This window comes from Enterobacter sp. TCD1-1, assembly GCF_020567405.1.
Lineage (GTDB): Bacteria > Pseudomonadota > Gammaproteobacteria > Enterobacterales > Enterobacteriaceae > Enterobacter > Enterobacter quasiroggenkampii.
Map to the genome: position 1 here is coordinate 89,017 of NZ_JAJCXF010000001.1, position 18,233 is coordinate 107,249.

General features: G+C 59.3%; 12 protein-coding genes. 8 read left to right on the plus strand and 4 right to left on the minus strand.

The features are described from left to right. Positions 1-26 precede the first annotated feature (26 nt). Positions 27-932: a fructokinase gene (mak, locus tag LJA86_RS00460; RefSeq protein WP_048225853.1), complete on the plus strand. Its 906-nt coding sequence runs from the start codon at positions 27-29 to the stop codon at positions 930-932. 110 nt (positions 933-1,042) lie between these two features. Here the strand turns inward: mak and sbcC are convergent, their stop codons facing one another. Continuing rightward, a complete protein-coding gene (gene sbcC, locus LJA86_RS00465; RefSeq protein WP_229225313.1) occupies positions 1,043-4,174 on the minus strand; it encodes an exonuclease subunit SbcC in 3,132 nt (1,043 codons plus the stop codon). Further along, positions 4,171-5,376 (minus strand): exonuclease subunit SbcD, encoded by a 1,206-nt coding sequence (sbcD, locus tag LJA86_RS00470; protein WP_047745440.1) that lies wholly within the window; start codon positions 5,374-5,376, stop codon positions 4,171-4,173. The genes sbcC and sbcD overlap by 4 nt, the downstream gene beginning before the upstream one ends. A gap of 187 nt (positions 5,377-5,563) precedes the next feature. Here sbcD and phoB point away from each other — a divergent pair, with 187 nt between their 5' ends. The 7 genes from phoB (at position 5,564) to LJA86_RS00505 (ending at position 16,817) form a co-directional block, all read left to right on the plus strand. After that, on the plus strand, positions 5,564-6,253 hold the full coding sequence (gene phoB, locus LJA86_RS00475) for a phosphate response regulator transcription factor PhoB (RefSeq protein ID WP_008503265.1): 690 nt from the start codon (positions 5,564-5,566) through the stop codon (positions 6,251-6,253). A 21-nt stretch (positions 6,254-6,274) separates the two neighbouring features. Continuing rightward, entirely contained in the window at positions 6,275-7,570 is a 1,296-nt protein-coding gene (gene phoR / locus LJA86_RS00480; protein ID WP_045909799.1) for a phosphate regulon sensor histidine kinase PhoR, read from the plus strand. 409 nt (positions 7,571-7,979) lie between these two features. Beyond that, positions 7,980-9,299 carry a branched-chain amino acid transporter carrier protein BrnQ gene (gene brnQ, locus LJA86_RS00485; protein ID WP_045909798.1) on the plus strand — a complete coding sequence of 440 codons (1,320 nt, stop codon included), beginning with the start codon at positions 7,980-7,982 and terminating at the stop codon, positions 9,297-9,299. A gap of 80 nt (positions 9,300-9,379) precedes the next feature. Then, a complete protein-coding gene (gene proY, locus LJA86_RS00490; protein ID WP_008503261.1) occupies positions 9,380-10,753 on the plus strand; it encodes a proline-specific permease ProY in 1,374 nt (457 codons plus the stop codon). A gap of 162 nt (positions 10,754-10,915) precedes the next feature. Further along, entirely contained in the window at positions 10,916-12,733 is a 1,818-nt protein-coding gene (gene malZ / locus LJA86_RS00495; RefSeq protein ID WP_229225314.1) for a maltodextrin glucosidase, read from the plus strand. Between the two features lie 86 nt (positions 12,734-12,819). After that, on the plus strand, positions 12,820-15,435 hold the full coding sequence (locus LJA86_RS00500) for a DUF2339 domain-containing protein (protein WP_229225315.1): 2,616 nt from the start codon (positions 12,820-12,822) through the stop codon (positions 15,433-15,435). Further along, positions 15,432-16,817: a DUF3999 domain-containing protein gene (locus LJA86_RS00505; RefSeq protein ID WP_229225316.1), complete on the plus strand. Its 1,386-nt coding sequence runs from the start codon at positions 15,432-15,434 to the stop codon at positions 16,815-16,817. The genes LJA86_RS00500 and LJA86_RS00505 overlap by 4 nt, the downstream gene beginning before the upstream one ends. A gap of 42 nt (positions 16,818-16,859) precedes the next feature. Here LJA86_RS00505 and LJA86_RS00510 read toward each other — a convergent pair whose 3' ends face one another. Next, entirely contained in the window at positions 16,860-17,462 is a 603-nt protein-coding gene (locus tag LJA86_RS00510) for a peroxiredoxin (RefSeq protein WP_008503347.1), read from the minus strand. 127 nt (positions 17,463-17,589) lie between these two features. Then, complete coding sequence (gene acpH, locus LJA86_RS00515; protein ID WP_229225317.1) at positions 17,590-18,171, minus strand: ACP phosphodiesterase; 582 nt, start codon at positions 18,169-18,171, stop codon at positions 17,590-17,592. Between the last annotated feature and the right edge of the window lie 62 nt (positions 18,172-18,233).

The following is an 18,233-nucleotide window of genomic DNA, read 5'->3' on the forward strand; positions in this document are numbered from 1 at the left end:
ATAATCAAAATAATGAGGAGAGTCTTGTGCGTATTGGCATTGATTTGGGCGGCACCAAAACAGAAGTTATCGCACTGAGCGAGCAGGGGGAACAGCTGTTCCGCCACCGTCTGCCTACGCCGCGCGATGATTATCACCAGACGATCGAGACCATTGCCAGGCTGGTTGAGATGGCCGAGCAGGCCACAGGACAAACCGGCAGCGTCGGGATGGGGATCCCGGGGTCGATCTCGCCGTATACCGGCGTGGTTAAAAATGCTAACTCCACCTGGCTCAACGGTCAGCCGTTTGATAAAGATTTAAGCGCGCGCCTGAACCGGGAAGTGCGTCTGGCCAACGATGCTAACTGCCTCGCCGTCTCTGAGGCCATCGACGGCGCGGCGGCCGGTGCCCAGACCGTGTTTGCGGTGATCATCGGTACCGGCTGCGGCGCGGGCGTGGCGTTTGGCGGGCGTGCCCATATCGGCGGTAACGGCACGGCGGGCGAGTGGGGACACAACCCGCTGCCGTGGATGGATGAAGACGAACTCAAATACCGCACTGAAGTCCCATGCTACTGCGGAAAACAGGGCTGTATTGAGACGTTTATCTCCGGTACTGGTTTTGCGACCGACTACCATCGCCTGAGCGGCCAGCCGCTCAAGGGTAACGAGATCATGCGTCTGGTCGAAGCGCAGGACCCGGTGGCGGAGCTGGCGCTTAGCCGCTACGAAATGCGGCTGGCGAAATCGCTGGCCCACGTGGTGAATATTCTCGATCCTGACGTGATAGTGCTCGGCGGCGGCATGAGCAACGTCGATCGGCTGTACGCCACGGTGCCGAACCTGGTGAAGCAGTGGGTCTTCGGCGGCGAGTGTGAAACCCCGATCCGCAAAGCGCTGCACGGGGACTCCAGCGGCGTGCGCGGCGCGGCGTGGCTGTGGCCAGAATAAACGGCTCTGTAAGCCCGGTAAGCGAAGCGCCAGCGGGCGAATTCAGGCAGCCACAATAAAAAAGCCGGGTGGCGGCTACGCCTTACCCGGCCTACATGTGGAGTGGACCTTTACTGCACGGCAAATTCTTTATCCAGCTTGCTATACCCCAGCCCGTTAATCTTCTTCACTTTGATCTGCACCGGAATACGCTCTTTCATCGCCTCTACGTGGCTGATCACGCCGATGGTTTTCCCGGTGGCGTTCAGCGCGTCGAGCGCAACCAGCGCCGTATCCAGCGTCTCACTGTCGAGCGTGCCGAACCCTTCATCCAGGAACAGCGAATCGATCCGCGTTTTATGACTTACCAGGTCGGAAAGCGCCAGCGCCAGCGCCAGGCTGACCAGGAAGCTCTCGCCGCCGGAGAGGGTGCGGGTATCGCGGACCGCATCCGCCTGCCACGTATCCACCACTTCCAGCTCCAGCGCGTCGCTGGCCTTACGCTGCAATAAATAACGCCCGTGCAGACGGTTAAGCTGCTGGTTAGCAAGCCAGACAAGATTGTCCAGCGTCAGCCCCTGGGCGAACTTACGGAACTTGTCGCCGGTGCTGGAGCCGATCAGCGCGTTCAGGTACCCCCAGTCATCCGCCTGGCGCGCGGCCTCTTCAATTTGCTGCATCAACGCCAGCTGGTGCTGCCGGTTATCGCTGTCCTGCTTAAGCTGCTGGCGGATCTCGCCCTGATGCGTGGTGTTCTCGCGCAGCTGTTGCGCCAGCTGCTGCAGCTGGCTTTGCAGCGTGGGTACATCGGCGTTGAGCCCTTGCGGCCTCTGCGCCAGATGAGACTGTAGCTGTTGGTTCGCTTGCCCGCACAGCGCCGCGGCCTGCTGTATCTGGTTTTCCAGCGACTGCTTTCGCTGTTCGAGGTGGCGAATGGCATCATCATCCAGCAGGGCGGCAAGAAAGGCGTCCTGGTTGGCAAAGCAGCTCGCCGAGAGCGCCGCGGTGAACTGCGTCTGCGACTGCTGCAGGCGCTCTCGCTCCAGCGCTTCCTGCTGCTGTTGCGCGCTCAGCTGGCTTTGCAGCGACACGCATTCGTCGTGGATGGCGCGCCAGTTATCAGGGATAACCGGTTCGGCGTCTTCGCTGTTCGTTGCCGGAAGCGCGTCGAGCAGTGGCTTCAGGGCGTTTATACGTTCCTGAAGCACGCCGTGCTGCGTTTGTTTCTCCTGCCACTGCGCGAATTCAGCTTCACGGGCCTGAAGCCAGGCGGCTTCCTGACCCTCTTCAGGTGCGTTAAGTGAGAGCGCGAGCAGGGCATGCTCCAGCGCCTGCCGCGTAGCCGCCAGCTGCTGCTGATACTGCCGCTCCTGCGCTTCCTGTTCGCTCAGCTGGTTCTGCAGGGTGAGACGCTGACTGAGCTGATAAAGCTGGCGCTCGTAAAGTTCCTGTTCGTTCAACCATGGCGCGATATCGTCCTGAATATTCAAGGTAATGTTCAGGGACGTGCAGGCCGCCACCCACTCTTTAGTGAGCGCTTGCTCTTCCTGAGAAAGCGTCTGCGCGTCGTCTGTCTCGCGCTGGATCTGTTGAGTCAGGGCATTGACCTGTCCCAGCACCAGCAGGCCTTCCTCTTTAAGGGCGGCGACCTCTTTTTCCAGGGCATCACGGCGGCGCTGGTTATCCGTCAGCTCAAGCGACTGATATTGCTCAACGGCCGGATGTTCGCAGGAACCGCACAGCGGACAGGGTTTGCCCGCCTCAAGCTGGGAACGGTAATGCTCCAGCTTCTTAATTGTTGCTTCGGTTTCGCACAGGGCTTTTAGATCGAGATAATGCTGGTTTTTCTCTTTGTACTGCTGGCGGCGCAGCGTCAGTATTTCATTAAGCTTACTTTGTTCGGCCTGCGCCTTCTGCACGCTTTCACTGCTCTGGCGCAGGCGCTTTTGCAGCGGCTGATAGCGGGCATGCAGCGACGTCAGCTGCTGGCGCAGCGGGCGTAACCGGGACTGCTGCTCCATGGCCGCGCTGACCTCATCCGCCGTCAGCGTCAGCGCATTTTCCGGCATCGCAGCCAGCCTGTTGCGTAATTCACCTATCCGCGCAGCAAGCGAGGCTAACTGCGTTTTATCGCGGTTAAGCTGCGAGAACTGGGCGCGCCAGCCTGCAATCTCCTGGCCTAACAGACGATAGCGCTCGTGCTCCGCCAGCCACTGCGCCAGCGCCGACAGTTCGGCCTGTCGCTGCTCGTGGTCACGCAGGGCGGTATTGCGGATACGCGAACGCAGCGCGGTTCTGGCCTGTAAGCGAGTATTTACTTCGATAATTCGCTGCTGGGTTTGCGTCAGGCGCGCGGTTTGCTCCTGCTGATGATCCCAAAGCGGCCGAAGCTGGGCGGCGGGGAGAGCAAGCTGCAGTTTTGCCAGCTCAGGCGCAGCGTCCGTCAGCGCCTGTTGCGCCTGCTGCTGCATTGCGGTGACGCGCTGTTGCTCGCGCACGAGCTCATCATGGCGCGTAAGCCACTGAAACTCTTTCTGTTGGTTTTGCTGCTGTTCCAGCAGGGTTTTCTCTTCGTCAGTAAGTGCCTGCAAACTTTGCTGTAACTGCTGCTGTTGTTCTTCGCTCAACAGCACGACGCCCGCCGCCTGCGCCTCGCACTTTTCAAGCACGCTGCGGGCGGCTTTGTGTTTCTCAAACACCATGGCGGAAATCTGACCGTAGATTTCGGTGCCGGTCAGCTCTTCCAGCAGCTCGGCGCGATCGCTCGGTTTGGCGTTGAGAAAGGCAGCAAACTGCCCCTGAGAAAGCAGCATGGAGCGGGTAAAGCGCCCGTAGTCCAGCCCGGTGAGCGCGGCGGTTTGCTCCAGCTTATCCGTCACTTTGTCGGCAAGGATTTTGCCATCTTCGCAGCGCGCCAGCTCCACGCGCGGCGCCTGAAGGTTCCCGTCCGGCTGGTTGCGCGCGCGGTTCTGGCTCCAGAAGGCGCGGTAGGCGGTGCCTTTTACCTCGAACTCCACTTCCGCCAGGCACTCGGCGGTGTCGCGCGTCATCAGGTCGTTTTGCGCCTGGGAGACCTTATTCAGGCGCGGCGTTTCGTGATAAAGCGCCAGACAGATGGCGTCGAGCAGGGTGGTTTTACCTGCCCCGGTCGCACCGGTGATGGCAAACAGCCCGTTGCTGGCAAACGGCTCAGCGGTAAAATCAATTTTCCACTCGCCCTTGAGGGAGTTAAGATTTTTCAGTCGCAGGCTCAAAATTTTCACGCGTTTTCTTCCTCATCATTGAGCGCATGCAGGGTATGGCTGAACAGTTCGCTGAGCCTTGCGCGCTTCGCCTCGTCGATTTCCTCCTGCGAGAGTCTGCGTTCAAACACCTCTTCGACCCCCAGTTCACTGAGCGTTTCGCGTTGAGCGCTTAACAGGATTTTCTCGCGCTGCTCGCGACTGCGGCGCACCAGCAAGACCTCAACCGGCAAATCTTCGGTCAGCGCCTGGATTTTTCGCTGCATATCGTGCAGGTAGTCGTCGGTGGTGATTTCGATGTCCAGCCAGATGGGGGGATCTTGCTCGACGCCGCGCCACTGCTCCAGCTGGGCGGTGATAGCATTGAGATCGCCTTTCAGCACGGCCAGCGGTTGAGTTACGGGCACCTCCAGCGTGTCGACGGCACTGAGTTTTCCGTCGGAGAAGGTCACCAGATGTACGGATTTGGCTTTGCCCGTTTCGTCAAAGCTGAGCGAAAGGGGAGAGCCGCAGTAGCGGATGTGCTCGCAGCCGCCGACGATCTGCGCCCGGTGAATGTGCCCGAGCGCAATGTAGTCGGCAGGCGGGAAGTGTTGCGCCGGAAAGGCATCCAGCGTGCCGATATAGATGTCACGCACGGCGTCACTTTTACTGGCCCCGACGGTGGTGAGGTGCCCGGTCGCAATCACCGGAATCGACTGGTCACCGCGCAGGGCACAGGCTTCGGCGTGCTGCTGGTGGTAATAGTCGGTGATGGCCTGCAATAAATGTTGCTGCTTTTCCGCGCCCGACAGCCCCGCCTGGCTTTGCACGATGTCGCGCGGACGTAAAAACGGTATCGGACACAGCACCGCCCCGGGCGACCCGTCACGTTTTTTCAGGATCTGCGGGGCGTGCCCGGCGCTGGCGACGACGGTGGTATTGAGAAACGCCAGGATGTCGCGGGATTCATTCAGCGTTGCGACGGAATCATGGTTGCCGGCGACGATCACCAGATGACAGCCGGTTTGCTGCAGATTCACCACGAAGCGGTTATACAGCTCGCGCGCATAGCTCGGCGGCGAGCCGGTATCAAAGATGTCACCCGCCACAATAATCGCGTCCACCTCGTGCGTCCGGGCCGTTTCCAGCAGCCAGCCCAGGAACGCTTCATGTTCAGCCGCACGGCTTTTGCTGTAAAAATTTTGACCCAGATGCCAGTCCGAGGTGTGAAGTATGCGCATAGCTGATCCGTGGCAAAAAAGAGAAAGCAGGATTATAAACGTTCAGAGAAGGGAAAATAACCGCTGTAATAAAACAACGGTTTGCCCGTTAACGTGGTACTGTTTTTCATAAATCTGTCATAAATCTGACGCATAATGGCGCCGAATTACAAACTTGTAACGTAAATAAGATAAGACAGGGCAAAGTATGGCGAGACGTATTCTGGTCGTAGAAGATGAAGCTCCAATTCGTGAAATGGTGTGCTTCGTGCTCGAACAAAATGGCTTCCAGCCGGTTGAAGCAGAAGATTATGACAGTGCAGTGAACCAGCTGAATGAACCCTGGCCCGATCTGATTCTGCTGGACTGGATGCTGCCCGGCGGCTCCGGACTGCAGTTTATCAAACACCTGAAGCGTGAAGCGTTGACCCGCGATATACCGGTTGTGATGCTCACGGCGCGCGGAGAAGAAGAGGATCGCGTGCGTGGTCTGGAGACCGGCGCGGACGATTACATTACCAAACCGTTCTCCCCCAAAGAGCTGGTGGCCCGCATTAAAGCCGTAATGCGCCGTATTTCGCCGATGGCGGTGGAAGAGGTGATCGAAATGCAGGGGCTGAGCCTTGATCCTACCTCTCACCGCGTGATGACCGGTGAAAATCCCCTCGACATGGGGCCTACCGAATTTAAACTCCTGCACTTCTTTATGACCCACCCGGAACGCGTGTACAGCCGCGAGCAGTTGCTGAATAACGTCTGGGGAACTAACGTGTATGTCGAAGACCGGACGGTTGACGTACATATCCGCCGCCTGCGAAAAGCACTGGAACTGAGCGGCCACGATCGCATGGTGCAGACGGTCCGCGGCACGGGTTATCGTTTTTCTACCCGTTTCTGAACAATGACAGGAGTGTGACGCGTGCTGGAACGTCTGTCATGGAAAAGGCTCGTCTTTGAACTGATCTTATGCTGTATTCCGGCCTTCATTCTGGGGGCCTTTCTTGGACACCTGCCGTGGTTTCTGCTGGCGTCGGTCACCGGGCTGCTCATCTGGCATTTCTGGAACCTGCTGCGCCTCTCCTGGTGGCTGTGGGTTGACCGAAGCATGACGCCGCCGCCGGGAAGCGGCAGCTGGGAGCCGCTGCTGTACGGTCTGCATCAGATGCAGATGCGTAATAAAAAGCGCCGCCGCGAGCTGGGAAGCCTGATTAAGCGTTTTCGCAGCGGTGCAGAGTCGCTGCCGGATGCCGTGATCCTGACGACCGAAGAAGGGACGATCTTCTGGTGTAACGGCCTGGCGCAGCAGCTGCTGGGCCTGCGCTGGCCGGATGACAATGGACAGAATATCCTCAACCTTCTGCGTTATCCCGAGTTCACGCTGTACCTGAAAAAGCGTGATTTCACCCGTCCGCACAATCTCAAGCTCAATAATGGTCGCCATCTGGAGATCCGCGTGATGCCCTACAGCGATAAGCAGTGGCTGATGGTGGCGCGCGATGTCACCCAGATGCACCAGCTGGAAGGGGCGCGTCGTAACTTCTTCGCCAACGTCAGCCATGAACTGCGAACCCCGTTGACCGTGCTGCAGGGCTACCTGGAGATGATGCAGGAGCAAACGCTGGAAGGTGCGCCGCGTGAAAAAGCGCTGCACACCATGCGCGAGCAAACTCACCGGATGGAAGGCCTGGTGAAGCAGCTGCTGACGCTCTCGAAGATTGAAGCGGCGCCAACGCTCGCGCTGAATGACACCATTGATGTCCCGATGATGCTGCGAGTCGTGGAGCGTGAAGCGCAGACGTTAAGCCACAAAAAGCATCACCTGACCTTTGACGTCGACAATACGCTGAAGGTGCTGGGCAGTGAAGATGAGCTGCGCAGCGCCATTTCCAACCTGGTGTATAACGCGGTGAATCATACGCCGGAGGGGACGGATATCGTGGTGCGCTGGCACCATACCCCAACGGGGGCCGAGTTTAGCGTGGAGGACAACGGGCCGGGGATTGCGCCGGAGCATATTCCGCGTCTGACCGAGCGCTTCTACCGTGTGGATAAAGCGCGATCGCGCCAGACGGGCGGAAGCGGCCTCGGGCTGGCGATTGTGAAACACGCGGTCAACCACCATGAAAGCCGTCTCGATATTCAGAGTACCCTGGGCAAAGGAACCCGCTTCAGCTTCGTTATCCCGGAACGATTAATTGCCAAAAAGATCGCCTGACGGCGGGCGTGTCATTTTACCTTTCCACGGGTCAGCCATCGCTGGCCCGTTTGCTTTGCAGTCAAGCGAAACGCGGATGAATTTTATACGGCTGGCTGTTTTTTGTTCGCATGATTAGCCATGGGTTTTTCTTATAAACAGCGTATTGTGCTGGTGTGTATTTTCATGCTGGCATATTGTTCTGGTTTTACGATCCCACCTTGCCTTTAAACGTTATAAGCGTTTAAATTGCGCCCCAGATACTGTCAGACCGACTGTATTTGCGTGGTAAATCGAAAAACTATTCTTCTCCACGCCAGGACGGGAGCATTTCCCGCTGAAATTGAGCAAATTTTCGGCTGTATCGTCCCGTCAGGGATATCGAAAATCTCAATGTTTTCAACACCACATCCACAGGCAGTAAGGTTTTATGACCCATCACTTAAAATCGCGTGACATCATCGCGCTGGGCTTTATGACATTTGCGCTGTTCGTTGGCGCAGGCAACATCATTTTCCCTCCAATGGTTGGCTTACAGGCGGGTGAACACGTCTGGACCGCCGCGTTTGGTTTCCTGATTACTGCCGTGGGTCTGCCGGTGCTGACCGTCATCGCGCTGGCGAAAGTCGGTGGCGGTGTGGATAGCCTAAGCTCCCCGATCGGCAAAGTGGCAGGCGTTCTGCTGGCAACCGTCTGCTATCTGGCCGTGGGGCCGCTGTTTGCCACCCCGCGTACCGCGACCGTTTCCTTCGAAGTGGGGATTGCTCCCCTGACCGGTGACGGCGCGATGCCGCTGTTCATCTACAGCCTGATCTACTTCGCTATCGTGATTCTGGTTTCCCTCTATCCTGGCAAGCTGCTGGATACCGTGGGTAACTTCCTGGCTCCGCTGAAAATTGTGGCGCTGATTGTCCTGGCGGTAGCGGCCATCGTCTGGCCCGCCGGCCCGATTAGCGACGCGATGGACGCCTATAAAAACGCCGCGTTCTCTAACGGCTTCGTGAACGGCTACCTGACGATGGATACGCTGGGCGCGATGGTGTTTGGTATCGTTATCGTTAACGCCGCGCGTTCCCGCGGTGTGACCGAAGCGCGTCTCCTGACCCGCTATACCATCTGGGCCGGTCTGATGGCTGGCGTAGGGCTGACGCTGCTGTATCTGGCGCTGTTTCGTCTGGGCTCCGATAGCGCCATGCTGGTCGATCAGAACGCCAACGGTGCGGCTATCCTGCACGCCTACGTTCAGCACACCTTCGGTGGTGCGGGCAGTATGCTGCTGGCGGCGCTCATCTTCCTGGCCTGTCTGGTTACCGCCGTTGGCCTGACCTGCGCCTGTGCTGAGTTCTTTGCGCAGTATCTGCCGCTCTCTTACCGTACCCTGGTGTTTATCCTTGGTATCTTCTCCATGGCGGTGTCCAACCTCGGTCTGAGCCACCTGATTCAGGTCTCTATTCCGGTACTGACGGCGATTTATCCGCCGTGCATCGTGCTGGTGGTGCTGAGCTTCACCCGCCCGTGGTGGAACAACTCCTCACGAATTATTGCGCCAGCCATGTTTATCAGCCTGATTTTTGGTATCCTTGACGGGATTAAAGCATCAGCGTTCGCTGAAGTTCTGCCAGCCTGGACACAGCGTCTGCCGCTGTCCGAGCAGGGTCTGGCCTGGCTGATGCCTACCGTTGTTGCGCTGGTTCTGGCGATTATCTGGGACCGTGCCGCAGGGCGTCAGGTCGCATCGAACGCCCATTAATCAACGGCAACAAACTGTTTAACCACGGGGCTTAAGGCCCCGTGGTTTTTTGTTTTTTCGTGTTGAATGGCAAGATTTAAATGGAAAGCACTAACAAACTTAAACGTGGATTGAGCACGCGCCACATCCGCTTTATGGCGCTGGGCTCGGCTATCGGCACCGGTCTTTTTTATGGCTCGGCAGATGCCATCAAAATGGCCGGTCCCAGCGTGCTGCTGGCATACATCATCGGCGGCGTGGCGGCGTATATCATCATGCGCGCCCTCGGCGAAATGTCGGTTCACAACCCCTCCGCCAGCTCATTCTCCCGCTACGCGCAGGAAAACCTCGGCCCGCTGGCCGGGTTTATCACCGGCTGGACCTACTGCTTCGAAATCCTGATTGTGGCGATTGCCGACGTGACGGCATTTGGCATCTACATGGGCGTCTGGTTCCCAGCGGTACCGCACTGGATTTGGGTGCTGAGCGTGGTGCTGATCATTTGCGCCGTCAACCTGATGAGCGTGAAGGTGTTTGGCGAGCTGGAGTTCTGGTTCTCCTTCTTCAAGGTCGCCACCATCATCATCATGATTGTGGCCGGTTTCGGGATTATCATCTGGGGGATTGGCAACGGCGGGCAGCCGACCGGGATCCACAACCTCTGGAGCAACGGTGGCTTCTTCAGCAACGGCTGGCTCGGGATGGTGATGTCGCTGCAGATGGTGATGTTCGCCTACGGCGGTATCGAGATTATCGGTATCACCGCCGGGGAAGCGAAAGACCCGGAGAAATCCATTCCGCGCGCGATCAACTCGGTGCCGATGCGTATTCTGGTGTTTTATGTGGGTACGCTGTTCGTGATCATGTCCATCTACCCGTGGAACCAGGTAGGCACCAACGGTAGCCCGTTTGTCCTGACCTTCCAGCATATGGGCATTGCGTTTGCGGCCAGCATTCTCAACTTTGTGGTGCTGACCGCGTCGCTTTCGGCGATCAACAGCGACGTCTTTGGCGTGGGCCGTATGCTGCACGGCATGGCGGAGCAGGGCAGTGCGCCGAAGGTGTTCGCCAAAACCTCACGCCGCGGCACGCCGTGGGTGACCGTCGTGGTGATGACCGTGGCGCTGCTGTTCTCGGTTTACCTGAACTACATCATGCCGGAGAACGTCTTCCTGGTGATTGCGTCCCTGGCAACCTTCGCAACGGTGTGGGTGTGGATCATGATTCTGCTGTCGCAGATTGCCTTCCGCCGTCGCCTGTCACCGGATGAGGCGAAAGCGCTGAAGTTCAAAGTACCGGGCGGCGTTGCGACCACCGTCGTCGGGCTGATCTTCCTGGTGTTTATCATTGGCCTGATTGGCTACCATCCGGACACCCGCATTTCGCTCTACGTGGGCTGCGCGTGGATCGTGCTGCTGCTGGTGGGCTGGGTGTTTAAATGCCGCCGCGACCGTCAACTGGCGGAAGCGCAGTAACATCCTTTTCCCCTCTCCCCGTGGGAGAGGGTTAGGGTGAGGGCATCAGGCCGCACTGATGCCTCCTCCCCCGTCCTCCTCCCCCAATAAATCCCATCATGGTGAGCTATCCTTAACCACCCTGTGGCAAGGTGACGTCAATTTCATCAGAGGGGATTCGTGATGTTAAACGCCTGGCACCTTCCGGTTGCCCCATTTGTTAAGCAAAACAAAGACAACCTTGTGATTACGCTCTGGCTGGCGGGGGAAAACCAGCCCGATCGCGTGACGCTCCGCGCCGAAATCGATAACGAAGAGACCGGGTTGAAAATGCACAAGCTGCGCAGCCAGCCGCAGCCGGGGATCACCGCCTGGCGGGCGAATATCGACCTGAACAGCGGACAGCCGCGCCGCCGCTACAGCTTTAAGCTTTTGTGGAACAACCGTCAGCTGTGGTTTACCCCGCAGGGGTTTAGCCGTTTCCCGCCCGCACGGCTGGAGCAGTTTGCTGTGGATTACCCGGATAACGGCCCGCAGTGGGTTAACGATCAGGTCTTTTACCAGATTTTCCCGGACCGTTTTGCGCGCAGCGAAAAACGCACTGCCGACCAGGATAAGGTCTACTACCACCATGCCGCGGGCCATGACATTATCCTAAAAGCGTGGGATGAGCCGCTGACCGCGCAGGCGGGCGGATCGACTTTCTACGGCGGCGCTCTCGACGGCATCAGCGAAAAGCTGCCGTACCTGAAAAAACTGGGCGTGACGGCGCTGTATCTCAACCCGGTGTTCAAGGCCCCGAGCGTACATAAATACGATACCGAAGATTATCGCCACGTTGACGCGCAGTTTGGCGGTGACGAGGCGCTGCTGCGCCTGCGTAAGAACACCCAAAACGCAGGTATGCGCCTCATTCTGGACGGCGTGTTCAACCACAGCGGAGATTCGCATGCGTGGTTTGATCGGCATAACCAGTCGATGGGCGGGGCATGTCATAACCCGGATTCGCCGCAGCGCGACTGGTATAGCTTTAATGAGGAGGGGCGTGCGCTGGACTGGCTGGGCTACCCGAGCCTGCCGAAGCTGGATTTCCAGTCGCCAACGCTTGTGAACGAGATTTACGGCGGGGAAGACAGCATCGTGCGCCACTGGCTGAAGGCGCCGTGGAATATGGACGGCTGGCGTCTGGACGTAGTGCATATGCTCGGCGAAGCGGGCGGGGCGCGGAATAACCTTCAGCACGTCGCCGGGATTACGCGCTCGGCAAAAGCGGCCCAGCCGGAGGCGTTCGTCTTTGGCGAGCACTTTGGCGACGCGCGCCAGTGGCTGCAGAACGATGCGGAAGATGCGGCGATGAACTATCGCGGCTTTACCTTCCCGCTGTGGGGATTCCTCGCCAACACCGATATCTCCTACGATCCGAATCATATCGACGCTGAAACCTGCATGGCGTGGATGGAGAACTACCGCGCCGGTCTGTCGCATCAGCAGCAGCTGCGGATGTTTAACCAGCTCGATAGCCACGACACCGCGCGCTTTAAATCCCTGCTCGGCAAGGATGTCGCGCGTCTGCCGCTGGCGGTGACCTGGCTCTTCACCTGGCCGGGCGTACCGTGCATCTACTACGGAGACGAGGTGGGGCTGGACGGCAACAACGATCCGTTCTGTCGCAAAACCTTCCCGTGGGCGCCGGAGAAACAGGACAAGGTGCTGTTCAGCCTGTATCAGCGCCTGGCGAAGTTGCGTAAGCAGAGTCTCGCCCTGCGCTACGGCGGCTGTCAGGTGGTGTACGCCCACGATAACGTGGTGGTGTTTGCTCGCGTCTATAACCAGCAGCGCGTGCTGGTGGCGATCAACCGGGGCGAGGCCTGCGAAGTGGTGCTGGATGATTCACCGCTGCTGAAGGTGGCAGCGTGGAAGAGCAAAGAGGGCAAGGCGACGATACAGGACGGCGTGCTGGCGCTGCCTGCGGTATCCGCGACGATCTGGTTCGGCAGCTAATGCGCTAATGTTTCCACCTTTTAAGATGGCGCAAATGCAACGATTTGTGTCAATCTTAACAGATCGTTTACGGTGAAGGTGGAAACATGGACGAGCTTTACATCCTTGGCTGTTTATTCCTGGTTTTTGCGCTGCTGGTTGCGCCCGTGCTTGCGGTTATCGGGTTTAATCGCAGTACGGCGGCGCAGCAGGAGATCGCCCGGCTACGCCAGCGCATAGAGGCGCTTGAGCAGCGCGGCATGCCTGAGAACGCGCCGGAGCCGGTGCAGACCGCCGCGCCGGTGGCTATGACCGCGCCGGTGGTGGAGGACGCTCCCGCGTCTGTCGACCCCTGGCGCCCCGATATTCCCGCTGCGGTGGCAGAACCCACTCAGGTTCCTGCGCCAGTGGCAAAACAGCCTTCAGCCTTTGGCGGCATCCTGACGTCGCTGGCGCGCTGGTTCATGCAGGGTAATCCGCTGGCGAAGCTGGGGATCCTGCTGCTCTTCCTCGGCCTCTCTTTCCTGCTGCGCTATACCGTCGAACATTCCCTGTTCCCGCTTGAGCTGCGCCTCGTGGCAACCGCGCTGTTTGCCATTGTTCTGCTGGCTGTCGGGTGGCGACTGCGGCACAGGCAGCGCGTCTATGCGTTGATCCTCCAGGGCGGGGCGACCGGCGTGCTCTACCTGACGGTGTTTGGCGCCTTCCGGCTCTGGCAAATGTTGCCGATGACGCTGGCTTTTGCGCTGCTGGTGGTGATTTGCGCGGCGAGCGTCGGGCTGGCGGTGCTGCAGAAGGCGCTGAGCCTTGCCATGCTGGCGAGCCTCGGCGGCTATCTTGCGCCGCTCCTCTTGTCTACCGGGGGCGGCAGCTTTGTCGCGCTGTTCTCTTTCTACCTCCTGCTGTCCATCGGCATTCTTGCTATCAGCATCTGGCAGCACTGGCGCGAGCTGAACCTGCTCGGGCTGCTGTTCACGTTCGGCGTGGGCGGCCTGTGGGGGCTGAATGACTACCAGCCTGAAGACTATTGGATCTGCCAGCTGTTCCTGATTGCCAATACGCTGATATTCGGCGTGTTGAGCGTGGCGCTGTCGCTGCGGGCGCAGGAGAAAGGGAAGCAGATCGTTGATGGTGTGCTGCTGTTTGCCCCGCCGCTGATCGGCTTCGGGATGCAGTACGGCATGACCCGACACTGGGAATATGGCCCGGCGCTGAGCGCGCTGGGATACGGCGCATTTTATCTCACCCTTGCGTACCTCGCGCTGCGGCGCTATCCCTCCCTCGGACGGCCGCTGGTCATGGCGGCGCTGACCATCGGCGGCGGGTTTGCCACACTCGCCATTCCGCTGGCGCTGTCGGCGCGCTGGACGGCAATGGCCTGGGCGCTGGAGGGGCTGGGTATCCTCTGGCTGGGCGTGCAACAGCAGCAGCGGCGGATGAGCTATAGCGGGACGGCGCTGCTGGTGCTGGCGCTCGGCAGCGCGCTGTGGGCGCAAACAAACGGCGTTACGCCGCTGAGCCTGCTCCTTATCTTCGCCATCCTTAGCCTTTGCTGGCTGGCTGCGGCCTGGCTGTGGCGGACTCACTTCCTGCCGGTCAGCTGGGCGCTGCTGGCTGGTGGTCTGCTGTTCTGGCTCGTGGCGCTATTGGGCGCATCGCGGCTGGCATTGACGAAGGAATTACCGATTCTGGCGGGCGTGCTGGCGCTGACGGCGGCGTCGGTCTGGGGCTGGCGGCAGGTGGCCGCTCGTCTGGCGTGGCGGGAGCTGGACGCCAGCAAATGGCTGCTCTGGCCGGTTATGCTGCTGATGGTGGGTTATCAGCTCTGGCACCAGCAGATCGTCTCCGCCGGCTGGTCAAACCTGGCCTGGTGCGTTGCGCTTCCTGCCGCGCTAATGCTGTTGCGGCGCGACGGTGAAAGACTCCTGCCGCGCATCGCGAGGGGGCTGCATCTGTCGCTGTTCTGGATGATTTTACTGGCGCTGGCCGCCGAGCTTTACTGCTTTGCCCGGTCTCTGCCATGGGGCATGGCGGCCTGGGGTAGCGGACTGGCGATGGCTGCAGGCGGCGGGGTGATTATGGCGCTCTCTGCTGCGGTACGGCGTCGCGTGTGGCCGTTCCGGGAGTGGCCTGCGCTCTACGCCTGCCTGGCACCGATTCCCGTAGTCGTGGCGCTGCTGGTATTGCTGGTGGTGACCAATTTCCAGGACGGCGTAGTCTATCGTCAGACCTGGCTGCCGCTGGTGAACCCGCTTGAGGAAGGTGCCGCGTTCGCGTTGCTGGGTCTGGTGGTCTTTTATCGGGCGGTGGATCGCTACTACCCGGCGTGGCTTGTGCAAGCGCGCCCGTGGCCTGCCGTCGCGCTCATGGCGTTTGGCTTCTGGTGGCTAAACGGTGCGCTGATGCGCGCCCTGGCCTGGTACGGCGACGTGGCCTGGAATATGGCATCGCTGTGGGATTCGCGGCTTATCCAGACCAGCTTTGCCCTGTTCTGGATGTTGAGCGCGCTGGTGGTCATGATCCATGCCACCCGTCAGGCTTCCCGGCAGGAGTGGCTCTGCGGGGCCGCGCTGCTGGGTGTGGTGATGGTTAAGCTGATGCTGGTGGACAGCGCGGGCGGAGGCGGTCTGTCGCGCGCGGTGGCGTTTATCGGCGTGGCGATACTTGTGTTGATAGTGGGCTATTTCTCGCCGCTACCGCCAAAAACAGGAGATGAAAAATGAAATGGATGAAAGCGGTAGCGTGTACCGCGCTGCTGGCGCTTTCCGGCCCGGCGTTCTGCGACGAGGTACCCGCGGAATCGCCCCGGGACTATGCCTTTGGTCGTTCACTCGACACGTCCGTTCCTTCCCGGTGGTATCGGGTGATGCTGCCGCTTGCCGTCTATGAGCAGAGTACGTCAGCGGATCTGCATGATGTTCGCGTCTTTAACCAGTCGGGCGAGCCGGTTCCCTTTAGCCTGATCGCCGCAACGCGCCCGCAGGACACAGCGCACTCCACGGCGCTGCGTCTCTTTCCGCTGGACGCCTCGCCGCTCGCGGCTGGCTCAGACGCCGGTGACAGCGATAAGATCCTGCTCCGTTCCCGAAACGGCGTTGAGATTGTGCTGGAGGGGCAAAAAGCCGCCGCAGCCGGACAACATTACCTGCTGACCTTGCCGGAGCAGACGACGGGTGAGCTGGCCATATCCCAGTTGCAGCTGCTCTGGAATACCCCGCAGTCGCCCTGGCAGGGAACGGCGTCGGTCTATTACAGCGAGGATCTTAAGCGCTGGTATACCCTGCGCGAAGATATGCCGCTGCTGGACGTCGCCAGCGGTCAGGATCGCCTTAAACTCGATCGGATCGATACCGATACGGTTTTATCTCCCGAGGCGAATCGCTATCTCATGGTGGTGCTGAATACGCAGAGCAAGGGGATAACGTTGACCGGCGTAAACGCAATCAGCGCACCTGCGCAGGCGGCCCCGGAAGAGATCAATCTTGAGGGAGAAGGGGAGCCGCTATCGACAAGCGAAGCGCAGTGGCGCTGGGTGCGCCCGCAGCCGCTGAGTGCTGTCAGCATTTCGCTGAACGGTGATGGTGTCCTTCCCGTGGAGATCGCGTGGCGCAGTACGGAAAAAGACGCATGGCACCCCCTGAAAAAAGAGGTGATTTATCGCCTGGAGGGAAAAACGTCCGGACCGGTTTCGCTTAGCGGGGGCCTGGTGCAGGCCGTGAAAATCACGACGCTGAATGCGCGTCTGCCAGAATACCTGCCGAGCGTCACGGGGCATCGCGACCGCTATGACCTGGTGTTCAACGCGCAGGGGAAAGCGCCGTACGTGCTTGCCTGGGGCAACGGCGCCGCAAAGCCTGCCAGCGTGGAGCCCGACATGCTGATCCCCGCCGACCTGCGTAAGACCTATGCAATGGCGAACCTGCCGCAGGCCGACATTGTGGATGACGTTGCGTTAGGCGGCGAGGGGCGTCTGACCGCCACCTCTGCGGCCGATCGGGCGAGCTGGATGAACGCCCTGCTGGTGTGGGGCGTGCTGATTGCGGGCGTGCTCCTGCTGGCGGGCATGGCCTGGCGCATCTGGCGGGAAACGCAGCGTAAGGCATAAAAAAGGCCCGCATAAGCGGGCCTTTCTCGTAAACCGTGCCGATTACAGGCTGGATACGTTCTCAGACAGGTATTTAGCCACGCCGTCTGGGGAAGCAGCCATACCTTCTTTACCTTTTTCCCACTGAGCCGGGCACACTTCGCCGTGCTCTTCGTGGAACTGCAGCGCGTCAACCATGCGCAGCATTTCGTCGATGTTACGACCCAGCGGCAGATCGTTCACAACCTGGTGACGAACGATGCCGTTCGCGTCGATCAGGAAGGAACCGCGCAGCGCAACGCCAGCGTCCGGATGTTCGATACCGTAAGCCTGCTGGATTTCGCGTTTGATGTCCGCAACCATTGCGTATTTCACCGCACCGATGCCGCCTTTGTCGACAGGGGTGTTACGCCATGCGTTGTGTACAAACTCAGAGTCGAAGGAGACGCCAACCACTTCTACGCCACGCTTCTGGAATTCTTCATAACGTTTGTCGAACGCGATCAGCTCAGACGGGCAAACGAAAGTGAAGTCCATTGGCCAGAAGAACAGAACGGTCGCTTTACCGTTGGTGTGCTGTTTGAAGTTGAAGTTTTCAACGATTTCACCGTTGCCCAGAACTGCTGCAGCTGTAAAATCCGGAGCCGGACGAGTTACCAGAACCATATGATTCTCCTGTAGATACTAAGGTTATTTGGAACGCAACGCGAGCCAGTATAGAGAGTGTTCATGGATAAGACAAAGAGGTGGTGACAATCGTTCCGCCAGCTTTTACCTATCAATACGAATTCTGTCAGAGCTGTTTGTTTTTCGCCTGCGCCATCATGCGCGGATAGAATTGCCAGAATCGGGTCTCCAGCGCATCGTAATGTTCATCCAGGTCATACCAGGAATCCCGCAGCGCGTCCAGTCGCGGGCGACGGCTCGCCATCCCATTTAACACGTTCTGGATGAAGTCCATCTCGCTATAGCGCTCCAGCCAGCGTTCCGACCACAGATAGTTGTTCAGATTGACAAAGCGCGGCGGCGAGTCGGGCAGAATGATCGACACCTGCTGGTGGGCATAGCGCACAAATTCGGGCAGGGGTAGCTCCGGCGACAGCTGCTCCCAGTGGCGCGACAGGAAGTGATCCCACATCACGTCGAGCGTGATCGGCGCAACGCGGCGCGTTTCAGGGCGGAACCACGCTTTGGCTTCCGTCACTTCCGGCAGTTTATCCGTCAGCACGTCGATGCGGCGGTGCATAAAAATCCCGTCGACAACCTCAGGGGCGTAGTCTTCTGCGGGATTACCGCGTACGAAATCGGCCAGCAAATTGCCCGAAAGGGAGCTGTCAGCGAGGTGCGCGAGATGCAGGTGAGCGAGAAAATTCATGCGTTTTATTTGTCCGGGGGCGGCTAGTTGTTGCAGCAAAAGGGTGTGAGCACTAGACTATG